Source organism: Streptomyces sp. NPDC028419 (assembly GCF_055565515.1).
This window is the reverse complement of the sequence record NZ_JBVHUE010000026.1, coordinates 77,798-100,723: the sequence shown is the minus strand read 5'-3', so window position 1 is coordinate 100,723 and position 22,926 is coordinate 77,798. Positions and strand designations below refer to the sequence as shown.

Annotated in this window: 23 protein-coding genes; 2 read left to right on the top strand and 21 right to left on the bottom strand. The window is 71.8% G+C overall.

From position 1 onward, the window contains the following. The first annotated feature begins 14 nt into the window (after positions 1–14). Positions 15–386 (top strand): hypothetical protein, encoded by a 372-nt coding sequence (locus tag ACZ4UB_RS27495; protein ID WP_468074105.1) that lies wholly within the window; start codon positions 15–17, stop codon positions 384–386. Between the two features lie 62 nt (positions 387–448). Here ACZ4UB_RS27495 and ACZ4UB_RS27490 read toward each other — a convergent pair whose 3' ends face one another. From ACZ4UB_RS27490 to ACZ4UB_RS27425, 14 genes are all read right to left on the bottom strand, one after another. Further along, positions 449–1,702 carry a methylaspartate mutase gene (locus ACZ4UB_RS27490; RefSeq protein ID WP_468074103.1) on the bottom strand — a complete coding sequence of 418 codons (1,254 nt, stop codon included), beginning with the start codon at positions 1,700–1,702 and terminating at the stop codon, positions 449–451. After that, complete coding sequence (locus ACZ4UB_RS27485; RefSeq protein WP_468074101.1) at positions 1,699–2,163, bottom strand: cobalamin B12-binding domain-containing protein; 465 nt, start codon at positions 2,161–2,163, stop codon at positions 1,699–1,701. Before ACZ4UB_RS27485 ends, ACZ4UB_RS27490 begins: the two co-directional genes overlap by 4 nt. Beyond that, the gene (locus ACZ4UB_RS27480) at positions 2,156–3,409 is read right to left on the bottom strand and encodes a type III PLP-dependent enzyme domain-containing protein (RefSeq protein WP_468074099.1); all 1,254 of its coding nucleotides are present in this window, start codon (positions 3,407–3,409) and stop codon (positions 2,156–2,158) included. Before ACZ4UB_RS27480 ends, ACZ4UB_RS27485 begins: the two co-directional genes overlap by 8 nt. Beyond that, positions 3,406–4,947: an AMP-binding protein gene (locus tag ACZ4UB_RS27475; RefSeq protein ID WP_468074097.1), complete on the bottom strand. Its 1,542-nt coding sequence runs from the start codon at positions 4,945–4,947 to the stop codon at positions 3,406–3,408. Before ACZ4UB_RS27475 ends, ACZ4UB_RS27480 begins: the two co-directional genes overlap by 4 nt. After that, positions 4,944–6,506 carry an amino acid adenylation domain-containing protein gene (locus tag ACZ4UB_RS27470; protein WP_468074095.1) on the bottom strand — a complete coding sequence of 521 codons (1,563 nt, stop codon included), beginning with the start codon at positions 6,504–6,506 and terminating at the stop codon, positions 4,944–4,946. The genes ACZ4UB_RS27475 and ACZ4UB_RS27470 overlap by 4 nt, the downstream gene beginning before the upstream one ends. Next, the gene (locus ACZ4UB_RS27465; protein WP_468074093.1) at positions 6,496–7,470 is read right to left on the bottom strand and encodes a hypothetical protein; all 975 of its coding nucleotides are present in this window, start codon (positions 7,468–7,470) and stop codon (positions 6,496–6,498) included. Before ACZ4UB_RS27465 ends, ACZ4UB_RS27470 begins: the two co-directional genes overlap by 11 nt. After that, positions 7,463–8,155 (bottom strand): 4'-phosphopantetheinyl transferase family protein, encoded by a 693-nt coding sequence (locus ACZ4UB_RS27460; RefSeq protein WP_468074091.1) that lies wholly within the window; start codon positions 8,153–8,155, stop codon positions 7,463–7,465. The genes ACZ4UB_RS27465 and ACZ4UB_RS27460 overlap by 8 nt, the downstream gene beginning before the upstream one ends. Continuing rightward, on the bottom strand, positions 8,152–9,231 hold the full coding sequence (locus ACZ4UB_RS27455; RefSeq protein ID WP_468074089.1) for an acyl-CoA dehydrogenase family protein: 1,080 nt from the start codon (positions 9,229–9,231) through the stop codon (positions 8,152–8,154). The genes ACZ4UB_RS27460 and ACZ4UB_RS27455 overlap by 4 nt, the downstream gene beginning before the upstream one ends. Next, positions 9,224–10,402: an acyl-CoA dehydrogenase family protein gene (locus tag ACZ4UB_RS27450; RefSeq protein WP_468074087.1), complete on the bottom strand. Its 1,179-nt coding sequence runs from the start codon at positions 10,400–10,402 to the stop codon at positions 9,224–9,226. Before ACZ4UB_RS27450 ends, ACZ4UB_RS27455 begins: the two co-directional genes overlap by 8 nt. Continuing rightward, entirely contained in the window at positions 10,399–10,653 is a 255-nt protein-coding gene (locus ACZ4UB_RS27445; RefSeq protein ID WP_354384042.1) for an acyl carrier protein, read from the bottom strand. Before ACZ4UB_RS27445 ends, ACZ4UB_RS27450 begins: the two co-directional genes overlap by 4 nt. Positions 10,654–10,658: 5 nt before the next feature. Then, complete coding sequence (locus ACZ4UB_RS27440; protein WP_468074085.1) at positions 10,659–11,780, bottom strand: acyl carrier protein; 1,122 nt, start codon at positions 11,778–11,780, stop codon at positions 10,659–10,661. Continuing rightward, positions 11,777–12,055, bottom strand: coding sequence for an acyl carrier protein (locus ACZ4UB_RS27435; RefSeq protein WP_354384040.1), 279 nt, complete (start codon positions 12,053–12,055; stop codon positions 11,777–11,779). The genes ACZ4UB_RS27440 and ACZ4UB_RS27435 overlap by 4 nt, the downstream gene beginning before the upstream one ends. 82 nt (positions 12,056–12,137) lie before the next feature. Beyond that, a complete protein-coding gene (locus tag ACZ4UB_RS27430; protein ID WP_468074082.1) occupies positions 12,138–12,908 on the bottom strand; it encodes a thioesterase II family protein in 771 nt (256 codons plus the stop codon). Then, positions 12,902–13,933, bottom strand: coding sequence for a ketoacyl-ACP synthase III family protein (locus tag ACZ4UB_RS27425; RefSeq protein WP_468074080.1), 1,032 nt, complete (start codon positions 13,931–13,933; stop codon positions 12,902–12,904). Before ACZ4UB_RS27425 ends, ACZ4UB_RS27430 begins: the two co-directional genes overlap by 7 nt. A gap of 183 nt (positions 13,934–14,116) precedes the next feature. On the opposite strand from ACZ4UB_RS27425, the gene ACZ4UB_RS27420 reads away from it, so the two are divergent. Further along, a complete protein-coding gene (locus tag ACZ4UB_RS27420; protein ID WP_468074078.1) occupies positions 14,117–14,722 on the top strand; it encodes an acyltransferase in 606 nt (201 codons plus the stop codon). Positions 14,723–14,743: 21 nt separating this feature from the next. Here ACZ4UB_RS27420 and ACZ4UB_RS27415 read toward each other — a convergent pair whose 3' ends face one another. Genes ACZ4UB_RS27415 through ACZ4UB_RS27385 form a run of 7 tightly spaced genes read right to left on the bottom strand, consistent with a single transcriptional unit; the run spans position 14,744 to position 22,794 of the window. Beyond that, positions 14,744–16,141 carry an NDP-hexose 2,3-dehydratase family protein gene (locus ACZ4UB_RS27415; protein WP_468074076.1) on the bottom strand — a complete coding sequence of 466 codons (1,398 nt, stop codon included), beginning with the start codon at positions 16,139–16,141 and terminating at the stop codon, positions 14,744–14,746. Beyond that, entirely contained in the window at positions 16,138–17,121 is a 984-nt protein-coding gene (rfbB, locus tag ACZ4UB_RS27410; RefSeq protein WP_468074074.1) for a dTDP-glucose 4,6-dehydratase, read from the bottom strand. The genes ACZ4UB_RS27415 and rfbB overlap by 4 nt, the downstream gene beginning before the upstream one ends. Then, complete coding sequence (locus ACZ4UB_RS27405) at positions 17,118–18,182, bottom strand: glucose-1-phosphate thymidylyltransferase (RefSeq protein ID WP_468074072.1); 1,065 nt, start codon at positions 18,180–18,182, stop codon at positions 17,118–17,120. Before ACZ4UB_RS27405 ends, rfbB begins: the two co-directional genes overlap by 4 nt. 13 nt (positions 18,183–18,195) lie before the next feature. Continuing rightward, positions 18,196–19,320 carry a DegT/DnrJ/EryC1/StrS family aminotransferase gene (locus tag ACZ4UB_RS27400; protein WP_354384033.1) on the bottom strand — a complete coding sequence of 375 codons (1,125 nt, stop codon included), beginning with the start codon at positions 19,318–19,320 and terminating at the stop codon, positions 18,196–18,198. 51 nt (positions 19,321–19,371) lie between these two features. Next, positions 19,372–20,607 carry a glycosyltransferase gene (locus ACZ4UB_RS27395; RefSeq protein WP_468074069.1) on the bottom strand — a complete coding sequence of 412 codons (1,236 nt, stop codon included), beginning with the start codon at positions 20,605–20,607 and terminating at the stop codon, positions 19,372–19,374. After that, complete coding sequence (locus ACZ4UB_RS27390; RefSeq protein ID WP_468074067.1) at positions 20,604–21,590, bottom strand: NAD-dependent epimerase/dehydratase family protein; 987 nt, start codon at positions 21,588–21,590, stop codon at positions 20,604–20,606. The genes ACZ4UB_RS27395 and ACZ4UB_RS27390 overlap by 4 nt, the downstream gene beginning before the upstream one ends. 1 nt (position 21,591) lies before the next feature. Further along, entirely contained in the window at positions 21,592–22,794 is a 1,203-nt protein-coding gene (locus tag ACZ4UB_RS27385; RefSeq protein ID WP_468074065.1) for a macrolide family glycosyltransferase, read from the bottom strand. Between the last annotated feature and the right edge of the window lie 132 nt (positions 22,795–22,926).

Sequence of the window (22,926 nt, the reverse complement as noted above, 5' to 3'; positions counted from 1 at the left end):
GGCGAGAGCTACGGATGGCCGTCGAGGACCCCGAATTCAGCGTTCGCGTCGCCACGTTCCAGGATCTGGAGCGCCTGACCCGGGAAGCACTCCTGCGGCGCCGGGCGGCCGCCTGGAGCTCCGTCGAGGCTCTGGCCGGGCAGGTCCCCACCGGATCGACCGCGTTCCTGTGCCCGCTGTTCCGCAACGGCGGCGCATGGAACGAGCCCGCATCGTATCGATGCCATCTGTGGTTCGTGGAGAAATCCACGAACCGCGGAGCGGTGTCGCTGATCGACGTCGGCGTGGATTCCTACGAAGCCCTCCGGGAGGTGACCGAGCCGGCGCTGCTGCGGAAGGTCATTCGATACGTCCTGGACAGCCACCCCGCGTCACCCCTGCACTAGGTCGTGCCGTCCGTGCCGGGATCACCGGCGGTGGTCCCGGGCCCGCCTCCTGGCGGGAGCGGTCACGGGGTGTCGAAGGTGCGGCGGACGTAGGTGAGGTCCTGGAGGAGGGCGGAGGCGGTGACGCGGGTGGCTGCGCGGGGGCGGGAGGGGGCGGGGAGGGGGAGGGAGCCGGTCTCGGCCCATTCGAGGCGGCCGTCCGGGGCGATGTAGGCCCTGGTCCGGCCCCGGTTGTCGGGGTGCAGGCAGTAGGGGATGTCCAGGTATCCCTTGCCGAAGGCCAGCAGCAGGGCGCGGCCCAGGTCGGGGTCCAGGTTCAGGACCGCGTGGACCAGCGTCGCCGCCTCCTGGTACGTCGCTGAGTCCGCGGGCTCGTCCGTGGTGGGCGGGGAGACCCGGGCGGAGGCCCAGGAGGCGTACTCCAGGGCGCGCACGTTCTCCTCGATCGTGGGGATGCGCCGGGACTCGGCGGTCGTCTTGACGATCAGGCGCTGGGCACCCGCGGCGGTGGCCAGCTCCGCCGCGTCGCCGAGGATGCGGTAGGCGCCGGCGTGCGTCTCGGGGTAGACGCCCATGTAGGCGTAGACGACGACGTGCCAGTCGGTGACGGGCAGCAGCTCGCCGCACAGCCGGCGCAGGGCCACGATGGCCTCGTGGTCCTGCTCCCGGTTCGTCTGCTGGGCGTAGCTGACGGAGACGCTGCGGATGCCGTGCTGGGCGAAGAAGAGGGCCTCCAGCACGCTGATGGCCACGAGTTGGCTGGGGGGACACAGCTGGCCCAGCATGCAACCACCGAAGGTCTCCAGGTGTGGTTCCAGGCCGGTGTCGCGGAGCCGCGCGAAGAGGTCACAGCTCCTTTCCCAGTTGCGGACGGACTCGGACAACGGGGTCCGGCCGTAGGGCAGGCAGTAGGAGACGGGCCCGCCCTCCGAGGCTTCCAGCCCCGCGGCGAGCAGGGCGCGGAAGATGTCGAGCGGGTTGGCCGATCCGTGGCGGACCTGTACCGGGAAGTCGTCGCCCCGAATGCCCGACAGCACCCGGGTGGTGGTGTCGACGGAGTGGCTCACCAAGGGGTAGCCGTTGAGGTCGGTCCCCTCGCGCAGCGCGCTCCGCGCCGCGGCCAGGTGCCCCACCCGGGTGTGCGCGTCGATCGTGATCGTGCCGACGCTGCAACCGGCGACCCCGCGCGTCGCGGCCAGCCCGGCGCGCATGGCCGCCGGGTCGCTGAAGCCCATCCGGGGCTGCACGACGAGCTGGTGGCGCGCCGCGGCGGCCTGGACGAACGCCCCGAAGCCCCCTGCCTGCCGCTCGCTCACCGGGCGCTCTGGACCAGGTCCAGGTCCGGTTCCGCCAGGGGCAGCGAGGCGGCGAAGAGCCGCAGGGCGGACGCCGGGTCGGTGTCGTCGTGGAAGACCTCGTCGAAGCCCGCCGCGCGCAGCTGCTGCGCGCTGGCGCCGTCCGCTCCCTTCACCCCGAGCTTCCCGCCGATCACGATCGGCGTGTCGGCGAGCGCGGGGACGGCCCGCAGCTTCCCGATGACCCGCAGCCCGTCCTGGGCCCCGTGGCCGTTGACGCTGCTCACCACCACGAAGGCGGGGCGGACCTCGGCGCACCGCTCCACCATCACCTCGTCGGGCACACAGGGGCCGAGGTTCACCACGGCGTATCCCATCTCCTCCAGCAGCAGCTGGAGGAAGACGAGGTTCCAGGTGTGGGAGTCCGAGGCCACCGTCGTCACGATGACCGTCTGCCTGGCGCGCGTCCGCTGGTCAGCCACTGGGCTCGGCCACCTTCCGATAGGTACGTACGTGCTCGATGCGGGATACGGAGAGCACCTCCGCGCCCCGGACGACCGCCTCGCCGGGGGCGGGCCTGCCCAGGAACATCAGCAGGCTGGCGGTGGGCCCGTAGGCACCGGTGTTGGGGATGGCGACCAGGTCGCCGGGGGCCAGTCCGGCCGGGAGCTCGATCTCCCGCCCGAGGATGTCGCCGGGGGTGCACAGCGGTCCGGCGAGCGACGCGCGCTGCGTGCCCCGCTCGTCGGGGGCCGGCCGGACCGACACCGGCAGGATGCGCCCGATGCCCGACATCCCGCCGAAGGTGTTGATGCCGGCGTCGAGGACGACGAAGGTCCGTCCGCGGCTGACCTTGACGTTGCTGACCGAGGCCAGCAGGGTGCCGCAGTCGCCCACGAGGTAGCGGCCCGATTCGACGGCCAGCCGGGGGGCGCCCTCGCGCCAGCGCGGGAAGTGCGCGTCGAGGGCGGTTTCCAGCTCCGCGCGCAGCCCGGGGTAGGCCGCCCGCTCGCCGTGCTGTCCGTAGGGGACGGAGAAGCCGCCGCCGATGTCGAGCAGCCGCAGCGGGACGCCCAGCTGGCGCTCGATGTGGGCGGCCAGCTCGATGGTGTGCAGGAACTCGCCGATCAGCGCGGCTTCGTCGGCCGCGTTGCTCTGGGAGAAGAGGTGCAGGCCCGCGATGGTGGTGCCCGGCACGGCGAGCAGCCGGGGCGCCAGGTCCTCGATCGTCTCGCTGTCGATGCCGAACTGGGTGGGCTTGCCGGTCATCCTGACGCCGCTGGCCGCGCTGGCCGTGGCGCTGTTGATCCGCAGCAGGCAGTCGGCGACGGTCCCCTGGTCCCGCGCGGCCGCGCCGATGTGCTCCAGGTCGGTGAGCGATTCGGCGGAGAAGAGGCGCACGCCGAGGCCGATCGCCTCGCACAGCTCGCCCGGGGTCTTGCCGGGACCGGTGTAGAGGACGTCCTGGGGGGCGTGCCCGGCCTCCAGGGCGGCGGCCAGTTCGCCGGTCGAGCTGATCTCGGCCCGGCAGCCGCGCCCGTCGGGCCCGCGCAGGGCCCGTACGAGCTCCGGGTGCGGGTTGGCCTTGAGGGCGTAGAAGACCTCGCACCCGTCGGGCAGCCAGCTGACGAGGTCGTGGCGGGCGGCGTCGAGCCGGTCCACGTCGTAGACGTACAGCGGGGTGCCGTGGGTCCGTGCCAGTTCGTCGAACGGGGTGTCGGTGCTCATGCGGTCCCTCCCTGGAGCAGGGCCTTCAGTGCGGCGCGGGAGTTCTTGCCGTGCAGGGTGAGGGGGAACTCGGTCAGGACGCGGCAGGTCGTGGGCACCTTCGGCAGTTCGAGGCGCTTGGTGAGTTCGGCGGTGACCTCGTTGGCCTGGAGGTCGCTCTCGACGAACAGCGCGAGTCCGTGCCCGTCGCCCGGCGGCAGGACGGCCGCGGCGCGCACGCCGGGGATGTCCATGGCGGCGCTCTCGATCTCGACGGTGCTCATGCGGAAGCCCTTGTGCTTGAACATGTCGTCGCGGCGGCCGTTGAAGTAGAGGTAGCCGTCGGCGTCGAGGTGTCCGTAGTCGCCGGTGTGCAGCAGCGGTTCGCCGCTGTGCCGGTCGCGGCGGAAGGACCGGGCGGTGTCCTCGGGGTTGCGCCAGTAACCGGCCATCACGTGGGGGCCCGCGGCGACGATCTCGCCGATCTCCCCGGTGGGAACGCGATCGCCGTCGGCGTCCAGGATCATCACCCGGGTGCCCGGCAGCGGCAGGCCGACGGATTCGGGACGTTCCCGGTCCTCCGCGGGGGGCATGATCGTGATGCGCTTGGCCTCGGTCTGGCCGTACTGGCGGACCACGCTCGCGCCGGGGAAGTACTGGCGCAGTGCGTCGATGGTGGCCTGGGGCAGGGCGGCGCCGGTGTTGGTGAACATCCTTACGGTGGCCACCGGTTCGGTGTCGCGGCCGGCCAGCCGGGTGATCATGCTGGCGAGCGAGGGGACGATCGGGACGACGGTCACCCCCGTCTCGCGCATGCGCTTGAGGAGGACGAAGTCGGACTCGCCGTCGGCCAGGACGATCTGGCAGCGCGCGATGCACGCCATCAGGACCTTGAAGAGGCCGTAGTCCCAGGACATGGGGAAGCGGCAGAAGACGACGTCGTCCGACCGGTAGCCCAGCCCCTCGGTCAGGGCGCGGGAGGCGAAGGCCACCTGCGACTGCGGGCACATCACGGCCTTCGGGGCCGCGGTGCTCCCGGAGGTGTAGATCAGGACGGCCAGGTGGTCGGCGCGCACGGGATCCGGCTCCGCGTCCGACGTCGACCGGGCGTCGTCCGGGTGGGTCCCTTCGGCCTTGGGCCATACGTCGGCCAGGTCGTGCACGGGGGCGGAGCTGATCCGGCGCAGGACCGCGGCCCGCGGGGCGTCGGTGATGACGAGGGCGGGCTCCGCGTTGCCGAGGACCGAGGTGAGGTGGAACTCCTTCATGGCCGGGTTCAGCGGGACGAAGACGGCGCCCGCGCGCGAGGTTCCGTAGAACATGGCGGCCAGTTCGCGGCTGCTGTCCAGCTGGACCAGGACGCGGTCCCCCCGGCCGATGCCCTGGCCCCGCAGCCAGGCGGCGAACCCCCGGCTCGCCGCGTCGAGTTCGCGGTAGGTCCAGCTGCCGGTGGCGTCCCGGATCGCCGTGGACCCGGGCACCTCGGCGACGGCGGCGTCCAGCAGCGAGTGGATGGTGTGGCTCGTGGCCTGGCTGTTCAAGCTCTCTTCCCCGTTCACCTTGCGTGGGTGGTGGTCGTGACGAGCAGGTCCCGCAGGGCGCTGCGGTCCACCTTCCCGTTGGCGTTCAGTGGTAGGTCCGTCAGCACGGTCAGCGCCGCGGGGACCATGTACTCGGGCAGTCGGGCGCGCAGCGTCGCGAGCACGTCCGCCGCGTCGACGCCCTCCCCGGTGCAGACGGCCTCCAGCCGCGTCTCGCCGCGGCGGCCCGGAAGGACCAGCGCGATCGCGTCCGCGACCAGCGGGTGGGCGCGCACGTGGCTCTCCACCTCGCCGAGTTCGAGGCGGTAGCCGCGCACCTTGACCTGGTGGTCGAGGCGCCCCAGGTGGACGAGGCCGTCCGCGCCGTGGCGGACCCGGTCCCCGGTGCGGTACCAGAGGTCCGCGTCGGGCCGTTCCGACGGGCCGGCGAGGACGGCGCGGTCGTCCCCGGCCGCGTAGCGGTAGAAGCGTGCGGTGTTGTCGGCGGGGGCGAGGTAGCCCGGGAAGCGCTGGACGCCGCGCACGCAGAGCTCGCCCTCGTCCGCGGGGCGGCCGTCCTCGTCGACGACGAGCTGCTCCAGACCGGGCAGGAGCTCGCCGATCGGTACGGTGCCGCCCGCGGGCAGTGACTGGTCCGCTCCGGCCGGGAGTCTGAACTGGGTGCAGCTCAGGGTGAGTTCGGTCGGGCCGTACAGGTTCTCCAGCGTGCTGGCGGGTGCGGCCGCCTGCCAGGCCGTGGCCTGGGCCGTGGTCAGCGGCTCGCCGCAGAAGAGGCTCCAGCGCAGCGTGGGCATGCTGTCGGGGCTCAGTCCGCGCAGCCGCTGGGCCAGCGAGATCACGGAGGGGACGGAGAACCAGTGGGTGATGCGCTCGCGGGCCACGAAGCGGGTGGGGGCCATGAGTTCGCCCGCACCGGGCACGACGAGGGTGGCCCCCGCTCCCCAGGCCGCGAACAGGTCGAAGACGGAGAGGTCGAAGGTGAGGTCGAAGGTCTGGGAGAGCCGGTCGCCGACGCCGATGCCGTAGCGGTCGATCACGTGGTCCAGGTAGGCGGCGATGCTGCGCTGCTGGATCGGCACGCCCTTGGGGGTGCCGGTCGACCCGGAGGTGAACAGGATGTAGCAGACGTCCTCGGGGTCGCTTTCGACGACCGGTGCGAGCGTCGCGTGGTCCGCGGGGTCCCCGCTCGGCGCGGTGGCGTCGGGGGCCACCACCGGGACGGGCAGGGCGACGTCGGCGTACTGCGGCTGCGTCAGGACGCAGTCCAGCTCCGCCGCCGCCACGACGGCCGCGGTGCGGGACGGGGGGAAGTCCGGGTGGAGCGGCACCACGGTGGCGCCGAGCCGCTGGACGGCGAGGTACCCGGCGTACGCGGTCAGGCTGCGCAGGGCGAGCAGGCCGACCCGGCGGGGCACCCGGCCGCCGGCGGCGGTCACGAGTGCGCCGGCCAACCGGCCCGCGACGGCTTCCAGTTCGGCGTACGTGAGGCGGGCGCCGTCGATGTCCAGCGCCACGGCGTCGGGGTGCCGCCGGGCCGTCGCGGCGAACCGCCCGTACAGGCCGCGGTCAGACGTCACGGTCCGCTCCTCCTCGCTGCGCGCCGGCGAGCTGCGGCTCCGTCCCGCCCGCCGCGTCAGCCGCTTCCAGCTGCTCCACCATGGCGATGACCTGGGCGAACGCCTTCTCGACCGCGCCCGCGCGGAACCGGCCGCGCTCGGCCGAGGCGATCCCGAAGCGCACGGCCTGCGGCAGGGCGCCCCAGGCGGCGGACGCCTCCTGCGCGCCGGGCACGGAGGCCAGGCGGAAGCGCTGGTGCCGGGCGGCGGTCCAGAGGTCGTCGGCGTAGCGCGCCAGCTCGTCGGGGTCGGCGCAGACCCGGTCGGCGACGTGGCGCAACGCCGGCAGCAGGCCGTGCACCCAGGTGCCCTCGGGGGCGGCGGGGCGCGGCGCCGCGTCGAGTTCGAGCCAGCGGTACCCGGTGTACGGGGGCAGGGCGACCTCCTCGCCGAGGGCGTGCCGGTCGCGGCTGACGGCCTGTGGTGCGGCGTGGCCGAGCGGGGTCAGGGCGCCGCGCAGTTCGCGGTCGTCGAGGATCCCCTCGTAGGGCGTCTGGCTGCCGTGCGGGGTGAGGGCCTCGAAGGCGTCGCTGACGGACCATCGCCCTTCGGCGTGCCGGCTCACGACCACCCAGTGCGGGGTCTCGACCGTCTCGTACATGGGCGACCAGGGCAGGTGGCGGGTGTTGCCGACCGCGAGGACGCGGCCGTGGAGCGCGGCTTCCGCGTCGAGTGCGGTGCGCGCCGCTTCCCAGTCCGGTGCGCCCCGGTAGGCGAGGCCGCGTCCCTGGTCGTCGATGTCGACCCGCGCGTGGTGCGAGAACGCCAGCCCGCCGTCCGGGGAGTCGGTGCGCACCGACAGCCGGACGGACCGTGCGAGCCTGTCCTTGATGTCGGGCGTGCCGGGTTCGAGGTAGGCGACCAGGCTCGCGGTGTAACAGCTCAGCTCCGCCCGGTCCGGCGTCGATGCTGGGGTCTCACTCACGGGGTTCTCCTGGTGCTGTCGTTCGTGGGTCTGGTCCGGAAGGCGCCGTGAAGGCGCAGCTCAGCGGGATCGGCGAGTGGTCCCGCAGGGCCACCCACCGGTAGGGGCCCCAGGCGCCGTGCCGGGCGTACGGGGCGACGTCGGCGGACCAGACGCCGCCCGCGAGCCCCGTCCCCGCGCTCTTGAGGACGGATTCGCGTACCGTCCACATCCAGGCCAGCTCCGTGGCCCGCGGCCCCTCGGGCAGCAGGGCCAGCTCCTCGGCGCGCTCCTTGGCGCTGTGGCGCAGCATGGCGGGGTGCACGGTGGTGGGCGGGTACTGCACGTCCACGCCGACCGCGTGGTCGAGTCCGACGCAGGCGGCGACGGCGTCCGCGTCGTGGCTGACGCTGATGCCGATGCGGGGCCACAGCGGAAGGTGCGGCCGGCCCTGCGGGGTGTACGCGACGGGGGCCTCGCGGGCTTCGGGGAAGTGCGCGGCCAGGAGCCGGCGCAGTGCCCGCCTGCCGGCCAGGTACTCCGCGTACCGCCAGTCGGGCATGTCCGGGGCGCGCACGAGGTCCTGCTCGGTGAGGCCGCGCCGGTCCTCGGCGGGGGCGCCGCCGATCTCCAGGGTGACCCGGATGCCGGGCGCGGCCTCGGTGTCCAGGCGGATGTTCTCCTGGAGGGTGGTCGGGGCGTTCACGGCGTCAGCCCGGCCAGTACGTGGTCGAGCCGCTCGGCCGTGGTGTCGAGGACGACTTCGGTGGCGCCGCCGCCGATGCCGAACACGGCGGCTTCCGCGCGCAGCTGCTGGATCCCGTCGCGGCCGAAACCGTCCGCTCCCCACAGCTGGCCGCACTCGGTCAGGACGCGTTCCACGGTGGTGCCCGAGAGCGCCTTGAGCACCGCGGCGGCGGTGGCGTCCCGGTCCGTGGCGATCCGCTCGCGGGACTGCATCCACAGCGCGTGCAGGGCGCTGACCTGTACGGCGCAGGCGGCGAGGCGCTGGCGTACGGACGGCGAGTTCCGCAGCGGGACGCCGTCGAGCAGCCGGCCGCCCAGGTGGTGCGCCGTGTCGCCGACGACCCGGCGGCACAGCTCGATCGCCCAGGCCGCCGAGGCCATCCGTTCGACGGCGAGGTGCCGGGCGAACAGGGCGAGCCCTCGGCCGGGGCGGCCGAGGAGGTGCGTGCGGGGCAGGGTGACGTCGCAGAGGTGGACGTCACCGACGCCGGAGCCCTGGAAGAGGTCGGTGTCCGCGGGACGCACGGTGACACCGGGGGCGTCGAGCGGGACCAGGACCCAGGTGAAGCTGGTGAAGTGGCGGCCGGGCCGGTGTCGGGCGAGGACCAGGGCGTGGTCGGCGGTCAGGGCGGAGGTGACCCACCGCTTGACCCCGCTGACGACCAGGTCGCCGTCCTGGTCGCTCAGGTCCACGGTGGTCCCCAGCGCGGCCAGGTCGGAACCGGCGGCCGCCGCGTCGGTGGCGGCGAGCGCGAGCAGCGCCTCGCCTTCCAGGGCGGCGCGCAGGACCTCCCGGGTGACCGGGGTGGCCGCCGCGTCGGCGAGGAGCGGTATCGCGGTGGCCAGTTGGACCAGGAGGGCGAGGACGGCGCCCTGCGGGCCGCTCGCGTCGGCGTCGGCGAGCAGCCGCCGCAGCAGGAGCGGATCGAGGTGGCCGGTGGGCTCCTTCCCGTACAGCTCGCGGAGCGTGCCGGAGGCGGCGAGGGTCGCGAGGACCTCCCGCACGCCGCCCGGCCCGGTGGGCAGTTCAGGCAAGGTTGACCTCCGGGTCGAGCAGGGCGAGCCTGCCGTCGGCGAGGTGCAACCGGTCGTTGTTGTAGTTGAGCGCCGCCGACCGCAGGTCGCGCAGGGCCCGTTCGAGGCCGGTGGGCGAGCCCTTGAGGTAGCCGTGCCGCAGGCCGACCGCGTCGACGAGGTCCTCGATGGTCCGGTGGCACTCCTCGGACGCCGTGATCTTGAGGGCGTTGATGAGCATCTGGTACTTGGGGCGCGACAGGTCGTCGCCCTGCTCGGCCGCGCGGGCCAGGGTGGCGGCGGTGTGCCGGAGCAGCGCGTGCACGGTGTCCAGACGCTGCCGGGCGGTCGAGAGCCTGGTCAGCAGCAGCTCGGAGTCGAGGTTGGTGCTCTTGCGGCCGGCGGGGCTGCGCAGCAGGCGCAGCACCCGCGACAGGGCGCCCGCGGCCGTACCGAGCCAGCTCGCCGCCCAGCCGAGGTGGGCCAGCGGGCCGAAGGTGTCCAGCACGATCTTGCGGAACTGGCCGTGCTCGCCGATGACCTGGTGCTCCGGCACCTGGCCGGTCAGCCGCATGGCCACGCTGTGGCTGGCCCGCATGCCGAGCGGGTCCCAGTCGCCGGAGACCTCGATGTCGAGCTGGTCGCGGTGGGCGTAGACGAGGGAGACCTCGTGCGGGGAGCGGGCGGTGGGGCTGAGCATGGTGATCAGGAAGCCGTCCGCGTGGGCGCCGCCCGTCACGATGGGCGCGAAGCGGTCGATGACCAGTCGGCCCGGCTCGGCGGTGAGCTCCGAGGTGGACGTCAGCAGGTGGCCGCCCTTGCCGGCCTCGGTGGTCACCGAGGCCAGGTAGAGCCGCCCGGCGGCGATCTGCGGGAGCAGTTCCTCCGCGAGTCGGGGGCTCGCGTGGCGCACGATGCCGGCGACCTGCTGGCAGTGCATGGTGAAGATCATGGCCACCGACATGTCGACCCGGCCCAGGGCGATGCCCGCGTCCAGCACCTGGTCCACGCCGCCGCCCATGCCGCCGTGGGCGGTGGGCACGGTGAGGCCGAGCAGCCCGGTGTCGCGCAGCGCGTCGAGGACGGCGGTCGGGAACGCGGCGGCCTCGTCGCAGGGGCCGGCCTCCTTCTCCGCCACCTCGTTGACGCGGCGCAGCGCCTCGGTCAGGGCCTGGCCGTCGAAGTCGCTCATGCCGACTCCGCCGCGCCGGCGGGCATCGCGCCGAGGGCCGCGTTCCACAGGCTGCCGGCCGTGGTGAAGGTCTCCTCGGTGAGGGCCTCGTCGGGCAGCTCCACGCCGAAGGTGTCCTCGAGCGCGAACATCAGCTCGATGGCCTGCATGGAATCGAGCCCCAGCTCCCGCAGCTGCGTGTCGGGAGTGATCTCCTGGTCACCGAGAAAGGGCAGGAAGGGGGTGAGCATCTCGGCAAAGCGGGCGTCCATGAGGATCAATTCCTTTTCGTGGTGAGGTCGTTCTTTGCATCGCCGAGCGCGCGCCGTACCAGCGCGGACAGGCTCTCGATGTGCTGGAGGTTCTCGGGCACCAGATCGGCCGGCTCGAACTCCACGGCGAACCGGTCTTCGAGGGTCTCCACGATCTCGACCATGCGGAGGGAATTGAATTCCGGATGCACCGTCAGCACCCCGGTATCCAGAGCCTCTTCCGCGATGCCGAGCACCGAGGACACCGTCTCCCGCACCGCGCCGCGCACCGCGAAGGCCGCGGTGTCCGCGTGCAGCGCCTGCGCCGCCCGCTCCCACAGGCCGCCGGGCTCGGCCCGGCCGCGGTCGACCCGCCGGAACGCCAGGTAGGCGTGTTCGACGAGGGAGTCCCAGGCGCCGAGGTGCAGCCGCACGTCCTCGCCGAGCGGCTCCCCGGCGCGTTCGGCGACGTACAGGGCGTGCAGCCTCCTGGAGCGGGCCAGCAGCCAGGTCTCCAGCGTGAAGGCTTCGAGCGCCGCCCGCCGGTCGGGGTGTTCGGCGTAGCCGCGCAGGTACTCCGCCGCCGTGACCGGGCCCGGGGCGTAGCCGGGCTCGGGCGGCGCCGCGAGCGCCCGGGGGGCGAAGCGCACGCTCTCGGCCCCTTCCGGGAGCGCCGCGATCAGCGCGGCGAACTCGGTCCGGGAGTAGCCGCGTCGCAGCGGCCGGGCCGGGCCCCACTGGGTGTCGTTGTGATAGGCGTCGCCGACGACGAGGCCGTCGCCGTCCGGCTCGACCAGGAAGCTGTGTTCCACGTGCTTGGTCCCGTGGTACGGCACCCACGGCAGGTGGTAGGCGTCGGCGACCACGTAGAGCGGGGCGTCGACCTCCACCGGGGAGCCGGGCGCGTGCCGACGGCGTTGCGCCACGGCGAGGCCGAGCAGTTCCGCGGCGTCGTCCAGGTGCTGGTCGAGCGTGGGCTCGACGGTCGCCAAGCCGGTGGGCGAGCCCTCCGGCGCCGGGCGCGGCGCGAAGCGGAGCGCCGCGCCGAGGCGCAGGTGGGTGCCCGCACCGTGGTGCCGGTCGGCGAGCAGGGCCAGATTGGCCTGCAGGCAGTCCAGCCGGTCCGCGTGGACGGGGAAGTCGCTCACCGGGACCCGGCCTCCTCGGCGGCATCGGCCGCCAGGGCGATGAGGTCGTCGACGGTCTTGTACGAGCGGCCTGCGAAGAGGTCGTCCGGGAGGCCGGCGCTGAGCTCGTCCTCCAGCCGCGTGAGGATGCCGAGCAGCGCCATGGACGAGATCTTGAGCAGCTCGCCGTCCAGCGGTTCCGTGTCGGCCAGTTCGGACGGCTGGAGGGAGAGCCCGCGCTCGGCGATGACCACGCGCTTGACTTCCCCGGCGATGCTGTCCCGGTCGGGATTCACTTCTCGATCGACCTTCCGTCGTCTGTGCTCGGCCCCGATCGTGAGGGCAGTGCGAGGGGGCGGTCCGGCGGAGCCGTACCGCTCAGCGCGCCACCGCGGCGCGCGTCGTGTGGATGTGTTCGGAGATCAGTCGGATCACGTCCGCGGCTTGCGAGTTGAGGTAGAAGTGGCCACCGGGGAACACGGTCTTCGTGAACGGCCCCGTGGTGTGCTCGGCCCAGGAACTCGCCTCGTCGTCCGTCACCTGCGGGTCGGTGTCACCGATGAGGGAGAGCACCGGGCAGGTCAGCGGCGGACCGGGTCGGTACACGTACCTCTCCACCACCCGGTGATCGCCCCGGATGGCCGGCAGGATCATCCTGAGCAGTTCCTCGTCCTCCAGCAGCCGGGCGTCGGTGCCCTCCAGCTGCCGGATCTCGTCCATCAGCCCGCGGTCGTCGCGCAGGTGCACGAGGTCCTGCTGCGGGCGGGTGCGGGAGGGGGCGCGGCGGCCGGAGGCGATGACCCCGAGCGCCACCGTGCCCGCGTCCTCCAGGAGCCGGGCGACCTCGAAGGCCACCATGGCGCCCATGCTGTGCCCGAAGAGGGTGACGGGCCGGTCCAGCCAGGGGGTCAGCGCGTCGACCACGCCGTGGGCGAGCTCCTCGATGGAGTCGGCGCACGGTTCGTTGCGCCGGTCCTGGCGCCCCGGGTACTGGATGGACAGGACGTCGGTCTCCGGCGACATCGCGCGGGCGACGGGCAGGAAGAACGACGCGGAGCCGCCGGCGTGCGGGAGGCACACGAGCCGCGTCGGCGCGTCGGGGGCCGGGGCGTACCGGTGGATCCACGCGCCGGTGTCCACGCTTACCACGCCGGCAGTTCCCCGATGGTGAGCACGGTGGCGGAGCAGACCCAGCCCGGACCCTGAGAGGTCATCAGGACGTGGTCGCCGGGCACCAGCTCGCCGGTGCGCACGGCGTGCTCCAGCGTGATGAAGATGTCGGCGCCGCCGGCGTGGCCGACCGAGCTGCCGTACTCCCAGATCAGCCGGTCCGTGGAAATGCCGAGGGGACGCAGGAGCGCGTGCTCGGTCATCCTCTTGTCCACGTTGATGGAGATGACCTTCGAAATCTCTTCGGTGGTCAGACCCGCGTCGACAATGGCCTCGTTGATAATTCCGAGATCGAATTTACCGAACTTCTCGAAAAGCTCGGCGAATCCCATGACATTGTCGACGAAATACTGCGACCGCTCGCCCATGTTGAAATACTTGCGGTCACTGCCGTCGGGCGGCAGAAGCGATTCCTCGCCACGGTGCCACTGCTCCAGGCTGTGCAGCGTGCCGGACGTCAGGGACCGGACCTCGGCGAATCCGCCACGCCCGTTGACGACCGCGGCCACGGCTCCGTCGGAGAAGATGGAAGAGGTGCCGAAATCGCCCCACCGGTTGATCAGCGGAGTGCTGAAGTTCGTCGCGGTGGTGATCAGCACGTTGTTCCGCTTGGCCACGCCGGTGATCTGGCCGATCGCCGCCTCCAGGCCGCCGAGCATGCTGTTGCAGCCCTGCTGCACGTCGAGCGAGGGAATCTCGCCGGCGCCCAGCTCGCGCAGCACGTAGGCCGGCGCGTAAGCACCTTCCGGCACCTGGTAGTAGACGCTGCCGTGGACGTGGTAGTCGATCGCCTCCAGGTGCGCCGACGAGCGCGTGACGGCGCTCCGGGCCGCGAGGACGGCCATGTCGGCGGCCGGTACGTCGCCGGCCACGTGCGTGCCCTTCAGGCCCGCCGCGGCGAACTCCCCGCGTGCGTAGTCGCTCGCACCTTCGGCCTCGGCCGAGGCCACCCATTCGGGAAGGTGCACCCCGAGCGAATCGATAAAGACACCATTTATTTTCATGACGAAAACCTCCCCTGACTCCCCGCTTGTACAACGACCACCTAAATCGAGAGTTGATCATCCTGTCAAGCCGACTTGACATACGGGGGCCATACAGTGTTGACGTGACCTTCGTCACGGCGAAATTGTGACAGTCTTTCCGCTATCCAGATAGCATTGCGGATTTCCGCTGAAGGAGGATCGATGACCCCCCATATTGACCCCGGCGCCGAGGTCGACGAAAACGCGACGGTGGGCGAAGGGGCCACCGTCTGGGGCCTGGCCCACATACGGGAGGACGCCGTGGTGGGACCCGGCTGCAGCATCGGCCGCGGCGCCTACGTCGGCCCCGGAGCGACGCTCGGGGCCGACTGCAAGGTCCAGAACTACGCCCTGATCTACGAGCCGGCCCGGATCGAGGACGGCGTCTTCATCGGCCCCGCCGCGGTGCTCACCAACGACCCGCACCCGCGCGCCCTCACCCCCGACGGCGCCGCCAAGGGGCCGCAGGACTGGACGCCGGTCGGGGTGACCGTGCGCCACGGCGCCTCGATCGGCGCCCGGGCCGTGTGCGTCGCCCCGGTGACCGTCGGACGCTGGGCCCTGGTCGCGGCCGGATCCGTGGTGACCCGCGACGTGCCGGACCACGCCCTGGTGGCCGGCTCGCCCGCCCGCCGGATCAAGTGGGTGGGGCGGGCCGGTGTGCCCCTGGAGGACAAGGGCGACGGCCGCTTCCACTGCCCCGTCACGGGCGAGGCGTACACCGAGGTCGCCACCGACGTACTGCGCCGGGACGCCGACCCCGCGTGATCCGGGCGGCCACCGGCCCCGTCAGGACAACGAGTTCAGGCAGGCCAGGAGGGTACGGGCCTGCACGCTGACGTAGTGGTCGTGCCGCAGCAGTGCGTTCAGCTGCGGCACGCTGAACCACGCGAAGTCCGGCGGCAGGTGGTCCGGGAGGGCGTCGTCCGCCTCGACGATGAGGTGGCGGGAGACCGCGTTCAGGAACCGTCCGCCTTCCTCCGACTGGACCGCGTCATAACGGACCCTGCCCGCATCGGCGTTCAGGACGTAGTCGAGCAGGGGCGGCCGGTCGGCGGGGTCGTAGTTCTCCGGCACGCACTGCACGGTGGGGCCGAGCTCCACCGCACTGCGGAAGCCGGGTTCGGCGCGGGCCCGCATCAGTACGTGCGGCACTCCGCCGACCTCGCGCACCACCGACGCGACCACGCCCGGCCCGCGCGGGGCGAAGAGCGGCTGGTGCCAGCCGGTCACCTCCCGGTTGCCGGCCCGGACGGACACGGCCAGCACGCTGAAGTAGCGGCCGTCCTCCCGGGCGATCTCCGTCGCGCTCCGGTGCCAACCCCGCGCCTGCGTCTCGCGCAGCGGGATGCGGCTCACCTCGATCTCGCGCTCGCTGCGCTGCCCGGTGAGCCAGCCCAGCAGCTCGGCGGTCGGCGTCAGCGCGCCGTCCACCTGCTCGGCCGAGGGCAGCAGCGGAGCCAGGCAGGCCAGCACCGTACGGGAGTCCATGTTGACCACGTTGTCCCGCGCCAGCAGGTCGTTCAGCTGCCCCAGGGTGAGCCAGCAGAAGTCGTCGGCCAGCGGGACCTCGGTCTCCGGGTCGACCTCCACGACCATGTTGCGGTTGCGCTTGCGGTAGAACCACGCGCCGTGCTCGGATTGCAGCACGTCGGTGATCACCCGACCGCGCCCCGCCCCGGCGAAGTACTCCAGGTAGCGGACGGGCGCACCGCGGTGGACGCCCGTGAAGTTGCTCCGCGTGGCCTGCACGGTGGGCGACAGCTGGAGCAGGTTCGGGTTGCCCGGCTCCATCTTCGCCTGCATCAGGAAGTGCGGCACCCCGCCGAAGTCCTTGACCAGGATGCCGAGGATGCCGATCTCCGGCTGCCGGATGATGGGCTGGTGCCACTCGCTCACCGGCCCGTCGGCGGACCGTACCGCCAGCCCCTCGACGCTGAAGAACCGTCCGCTGCGGTGCACCAGGTTGCCCGTGGCGTCGTCGAAGCTCCAGCCCTCCGCGGCCGCGAAGGGGACCCGCTCGACCCGGAAGGGATGCGCCTCCCGGCGCTCCTCCAGCCAGGCGTCGAACGCTTCCAGTGACAACTGGACGCCTTCGCGGGCCCGTTGCGAAGCCGCCAGTCGGCCCGGCAGGGCCGCGTCCTCGCAGCTGCGCAGCACGCCCGGGTGCGTCAGGACCGCCGTCACGCCGTCGCTCCCCGCTCCATCGCGGCCGCGCTCCACCGCTGCGGGTGGTCCCGGTACCACGCGACGGTGTCGGCGAGCCCCTGGGCGAAGTCGACGGCGGGCGCGTAGCCCAGTTCCTCGCGGATCTTGCTGTCGTCCAGCGAGTAGCGCAGGTCGTGACCCTTGCGGTCGGTCACCCGGCGCACGCTCTCCCATGTGGCACCGCACAGGTCGAGCAGCAGCTCGGTCATCTGGCGGTTGGACAGCTCGCCGCCGCTGCCGACGTTGTAGACCTCGCCGCCGCGGCCCTTGGTGAGGACCAGTTGCAGCGCCTCGCAGTGGTCGCTGACGTGCAGCCATTCGCGGACGTTGGAGCCGTCCCCGTACAGCGGCACGCTCTCGCCGGCGAGCAGCCGGCTGACGAACAGCGGGATCAGCTTCTCGACGTGCTGGTAGGGCCCGTAGTTGTTGGAGCAGCGCGTGACGGACACGTCGAGGCCGTGGGTGCGCGCGTAGGCGCGGGCCATCAGGTCGCTGCTCGCCTTGGAGGCGGCGTAGGGGGAGTTGGGGGCCAGCGGCCACTCCTCGGTCCACGAGCCGCTGGGTATCGAGCCGTACACCTCGTCGGTGGACACGTGCACCACCCGCTCGACTCCCGTGCGCAGGCACGCCTCCAGCAGGTTCTGCGTGCCCACGACGTTCGTGCGGACGAAGACGGACGGGTCCGCGATGGAACGGTCCACGTGCGACTCGGCCGCGAAGTGCAGCACGGCGTCGTGTCCGGGCAGCAGGTCCCGCAGCAGCTCCTGGTCGCAGACGTCGCCCTCGACGAACGTCAACCGCTCGTGCCGGGCGGGGAGGTTGGTCCGGTCGCCGGCGTAGGTCAGCTTGTCCAGGACGGTGACGTGGGCGTCCTCGTACCCGGCGTAGCCGCCGTCGAGCAGGGTGCGCACGTAACAGGACCCGATGAAGCCGGCGCCGCCGGTCACCAGGAGCTTCACGCGGCCACCTCCACGCTCGCGTGGTCCCCGACGATCAGTCGGTGGGAGCCGTCGGCGCTCGCCGCCGTGACGTTGGCCTCCCGGCCGATGACCGAGCCGCGGATGGACCGGACGCCCTCGACGCTCGCACGGGCCAGCACGATCGTGTCGCTGACCTCGGTCCCGCGCAGCACGCAGTCCGCGCCGATGGAGGTGTGCGGGCCGATGGAGCTGCCCTCGATCAGGGCCCCGGCGCCGACCACCGCGGGACCGATGATCTGCGAGCGGACGATGCGGGCGCCCGCCTCGACCACGACCGCGCCGATCAGCTCGCTCTCCGAGTCGACCTCCCCCTCCACGGAGGGCTTGATCCCGTCGAGGAGTTCGCGGTTGCAGGCCAGGACGTCGTCGATGCGACCGGCGTCCTTCCAGTAGCCGGTGTAGGTGCGGGCCCGTACGTCGGCTCCGCTCTCCACCAGCCATTGGATGGCGTCGGTGATCTCCAGCTCGCCGCGGGCGCTGGCGCCGATGGCGGCCACGGCCTCGTGGATGGCCGGGGTGAAGAAGTAGACGCCGACGAGCGCCAGGTCGCTGGCCGGGTCCTCGGGCTTCTCGACGAGGCGCAGCACGCGCCCGTCCTCGTCGACCTCGGCGACACCGAACGCACGCGGGTCGGCCACCTGGTGCACCACCAGTTGGGCGGTGGGGCGCTGGGCGCGGAACTCCCGGGCGATCTCGACGACGCCGTTGGTGAGGACGTTGTCGCCGAGGTACATGACGAAGTCGTCGTCGCCCAGGAAGTCGCGGGCGATGGCGACGCAGTGGGCGAGGCCGAGCGGTTCGTCCTGCTGGATGTAGGTGAGTCGTACGCCCAGCTCGGCGCCGTCGCCGAGGACCGCGGCGATCTTCTCGGGGCGTTCGCCGACCACGATGCCGATCTCGGTGACGTCGAGGGACTTGAGCGCCTCGATGACGTGCACCAGGACGGGCTTGTTGGCGAGCGGGATCAGTTGCTTGGGCAGGGAGTGGCTGAACGGCCGTAGCCGCAGCCCCATGCCGCCGGACAGTACCAGCGCTTTCACCGGTGACTCCTTCTCAGAGGGTCGTGAGGACGTCGCGCAGGGCACCGATGACGGTGCTCTGGAGGTCCGCGGGCAGCGACGGGTACATGGGCAGCGAGAAGATCTCCCCGGCCAGCGCCTCGGTGACCGGCAGGGACCCCTTGCCGTATCCGAGGTGCTCGAAGCCGGTCATGGTGTGCACCGGCCACGGGTAGCTGATGTTGAGCGAGATGTCGTGCTCGCTCTTGAGGCGCTCGATGATCTCGTCGCGCCGCGGGTGGCGGACCACGTACACGTAGTAGACGTGCTCGTTCCCGGGGTTGACCTTGGGCAGCAGCAGGCCGCCCGGGCCGGTGAGGTCGGCGAGTTCCTCCTCGTAGCGGCGGGCGATGGCGCGGCGCCCCTCGACGTAGTCCTCGAGGCGGGTGAGCTTGCGCCGCAGGATCTCCGCCTGCACCTCGTCCAGTCGGCTGTTGTGGCCGGGGGTCTGGACGACGTAGTAGACCTTGTCCATGCCGTAGTAGCGCAGCCGCCGCATGGCGAGGTCGACGTCGTCGTCGTTGGTGAGGACCGCGCCGCCGTCGCCGTAGGCCCCCAGGACCTTCGTCGGGTAGAAGGAGAAGGCGGCGGCGTCGCCCATCGAGCCGGCGATCTTGCCGTGGTGACGGGCGCCGTGCGCCTGCGCGCAGTCCTCGACGAGGGCGAGGCCGTGCTCGGCGGCGAGGGCCTCCAGGGGCGCCATGTCCACGCACTGGCCGTACAGGTGCACCGGCAGGAGGGCCTTGGTGCGGGGGGTGATGGCGGCGGCGACCTGGTCGGTGTCCATCAGGAAGTCGTCGGCCCTGACGTCGACGAAGACGGGGGTGGCGCCGGCGCCGTCGATGGCGAGCACGGTCGGGGCGGCCGTGTTGGACACGGTGATCACCTCGTCGCCGGGGCCCACACCGACCGCCTGGAGGGCGAGCTTGATGGCGTTGGTGCCGTTGTCCACGCCGGTGCAGTGGCGGACGCCGTGGTGGGCGGCGAACTCCTCCTCGAAGCCGCGGACGCTCGCGCCGAGCACCAGCTGGCCCGAGTCGAAGACCGTCTCGACCGCGTCGAGGATGTCCTTGCGTTCCTGGTGGTATTCCGGCAGGTAGTCCCAGACGTACGTGGTCATGGGTGGGTCAGCCTCCAAGGCGTGGTGAAAGGGGGTGCGGGAACGGCGCTGTCAGAGCGCCTCGTTGCCCCAGGTCTCGATGACGTCGCAGGCCGTCTCGACGCCCCGGTCGGCGCGCACGCGCTCCCCGATCGCGGCGGCGCGCTCGGCCAGGCCGGGGTCGCCGATCACGGTGGCGACGGCGTGACGCAGCTTCTCGGCGGTCATCTTCTGGAACGGCACCGGCGGTGCGGAGAGGCCCAGTTCGGCGATCCGGTCCGCCCAGTAGGGGCCGTCGGCCCAGCAGGGCAGGGTCACGTGGGGAACGCCGGCGCGCAGCACGTCGGCCGTCGTACCGAACGAGGCGCCGTGGATGACGGCGGCCACCTTCGGGAAGAGCCAGCCGTAGTCGACCTCCTGCACCCGGAACACGTCGTCGGACTCGGTGCCCTCCGGCCCCCCGACCACGATCAGCCGGCGCTTGGCATGCCGCACGGCGTCGCGCACCAGGGCGAAGGTCTCCTCGCCGTACACGGGCCAGGCGCTGCCGAGGGCGAGCACCAGCGGCTTCGAGCCGCCGTCGATGAAGTCGGCCAGGCCGGCCGGGGGTTCCTGGTCGGGGCGTTCCCGGACCCAGTAGCCGGTGACGTGCGCGTGCGCGGGCCAGTCGGCCGGCGGGGGCATGAAGGCCGGGCTGTAGGGATAGAGGATGGGCTGGTCGACGCCGAGCCGGCCGACGGGCGACTTCTTCACCGGCGACAGGCCCTGGCGGGCGCGGAGCTTGTTGACCGCGGGACGCTGCCAGGCCCATTCCATCTGCGCGGACAGGGTGTGGGTGAGCTTGGTGTACGCCGGGCCCAGCGGCAGGTCCGGCGTCTTGTACGCGCGGAACTCGCGGGTCTCGGTGATCGGCCACCAGGAGACGGTGCCCCACGGTAGCCCGGGGCCGGCGTAACCCGCGCCGCGCGGGATCAGTGAGGTGAGCAGGAAGTCGGCGCCCTCCGCCGCCTCCTGCATCTTCTCCAGGGAGTTCGTCACCTCGTCCATCGTGGGACGCTCCATGGCCATCGCCGTACGGATCGACGACGGGCTCTTGCGGATCGCCTTGATGACGGCGGGGGCCGCGAAGTAGTCGGCGCTGTTGCCGGGAATCTCCCGGAATTCCAGCCCGGCCTCTTCCACCATCGGCTGGAAGTCCACGGACGTGGCCACGGACACGTCGTGCCCGCGCTCGCGCATCCCGATCCCCAGCGCCACGAAGGGATGGACGTCGCCTCGCGTCCCGAACGTCTGCAATGAAACCTTCATCGGACCCTCTGCAAGTTCTTTTGGTACCACTGGACTGTGTCGGCTATGCCGCTCTTCAAGGACCGCGGAGTGAAATCGACGACGCTGTGGAATCTTTCGAGGTCGAGCGCGCGGCGGGCTGCTCCCACCGGCTTGTCCAGATCGAAGCGGACGCCGTTCGCGCGCCCGGTCGCCGCGGCCAGAAGATGGGCCAGATCGCGGATCGAAATGGATTCCGGAGTACCGATGTTGAGCGTGGTGTGCTCCGCGGACTGAACCATACACAAGATCGCGCGCACGAGATCGTTGACGTGTATGAAGGTCCGGGTCTGACTTCCGTCGCCCCAGATTTCGACGTCCTCACCGGACACCAATTTCATCAGCATGTTCGGAATGACGTGATTGGTGGTCGTACCGAAATCGTCCCGCGGGCCGTACACATTGGTGGGGCGGGGCGTGTAGATGCGCATTCCGAACTGCTCGCGGTGGAGATCCGCGGCCACTTCGGTGAACATCTTCGACATCCGGTAGCCGTTGGGCGAGAACTCCATGTGCCGGCGGTGGTCGTCCTCTTCCCGCGCCGGCTCTTCGCTCTCGTACGAGTAGATCTCGGCCGAGCTGATGAGCACCACGTCCTGCGTCTTGCAGTGACGGGCCAGTTGCAGCACGTTGGAGACCATGCGCACGTTCTCGTCGAACATCCGGCCCGAGTGCTCCAGCAGGAAGGCCATGTTGCCGTCGAGGGTGGCGCAGTTGATGACGGCGTCGATGTGCGGCACCGTCTCGGCGGCGGCCAGCAGCGCGTCGTAGTCGAGGATGTCGACGCACGCCATCGACAGGGCCTCGGTCGCGGGTAACTCGGCCCGCACGTCCGGCTTGTCGGTGCGGTACAGGCACAGGACGCGCGCGCCCCGGCCGAGCAGCTCCTCGACGACGTGCGAGCCCACGAAGCCGAGCCCGCCGGTGACCATGACGGTCCGGTCGGCCCAGTAGTCCGGGGCCATGTCAGCGCCGAGCAAGGTACGCCTCGATCTCGTCGGCGGCGCGGGTCGCGCCGCCGGCCGCACGGACCCGCTCCGCCATGTCGGCCACCCGCTGCTGGATCTCCGCGTCCCCGGCCGCCTTGAGCACGGCCGCGCGAAGGGCCTCGGGGGTGACCTCCTGGCGGGCGATCCGGACACCGATGCCCAGGTCGGCGATGCGGCGCGCGTTGAAGTCCAGCTCCACCGACTGCGCGACGGCCACCAGGGGCGTACCGGCGGCGAGCGACTCCATCGTGCTGCGGATGCCCGCGTGCGTCACGAAGACGTCGGCGTGCTCCAGCACGGCGAGCTGCGGCACCTGCCGGTGCACCTCGAAGTGGGCGGGCAGGTCACCGAGGTCCGACGGGTCGACGTGGTCGCCGGTCGCCATCACCACGTGCCAGGGCAGGTCCGCGAACGCCTCGGCGCACGCGCGGTAGAAGTCCGGACGCTCGTTGAAGAGCGTGCCGAGTGCGATCAGCAGCACGGGCGCACCGCCCTGCGGCGGGGTCCACGTCGGCCGGGTCTCCGGGGCGGCGAGGCCGGGGCCGACGAAGACGTAGCGGTCGTCGAAGGTCTCGGCGGCGGGCTGGAAGTCCGCGGCGACGCAGACCAGGTTGAGGTCCTCCGACGCGGCGAGGAAGTCACCGGGGCCCGGTGCGGGCAGGCCGTGTCCGGCCCGGAACTCGACGAGCTTCATGCCGAATTCGACCAGCGCCGGGTGCTGCGGGTCGATGGCGGGGAATTCCTCCGACAGCGCCTGGATCACCGAGAAGTGCTCGTTCGACGCGAGCAGCGGAATGATCTGCGCGGCCGGCGTCTCCCACTTCTCGGCGAGGGCGCGCGCGCCGAAGTTCATGAGCGTGTCGTACAGCACGAGATCGGGCAGGTCCGCGGCGAGTTCGCCCTCGGCGGCGGTCGCGACCGCGATGTTCTCCCGGAGGAGCTGGAGCGGACCCTTCACCATTTCTTCGGCCGTCATCTCCGCCGGCACGCTGCGGTTGGCGGGCCAGACCGATTCGTACGTGACGACCTTGGCGCCGGCCGCCGACACCGCTCCGGAGAACTGCTCCGTCGTGATGTACGTGATCCGGTGTCCTCGTCCCACCAGGTCGGCGACCACCGCGAGGGTGGGGTTCACGTGTCCCTGGTAGGGGGCGCCGAGTACGGCTATGTGCTTCTTCAAGGGAATGTCTCCAGTTCACTGCACGAATTCACGCGTCCGCGCACATGCGGAATACGCGAATGTGCGAATGTGCGATCAAAGATCAGACAAAGATCAGAGGTCAGAGGTCAGAGATCGACGGTCGAGGACCGG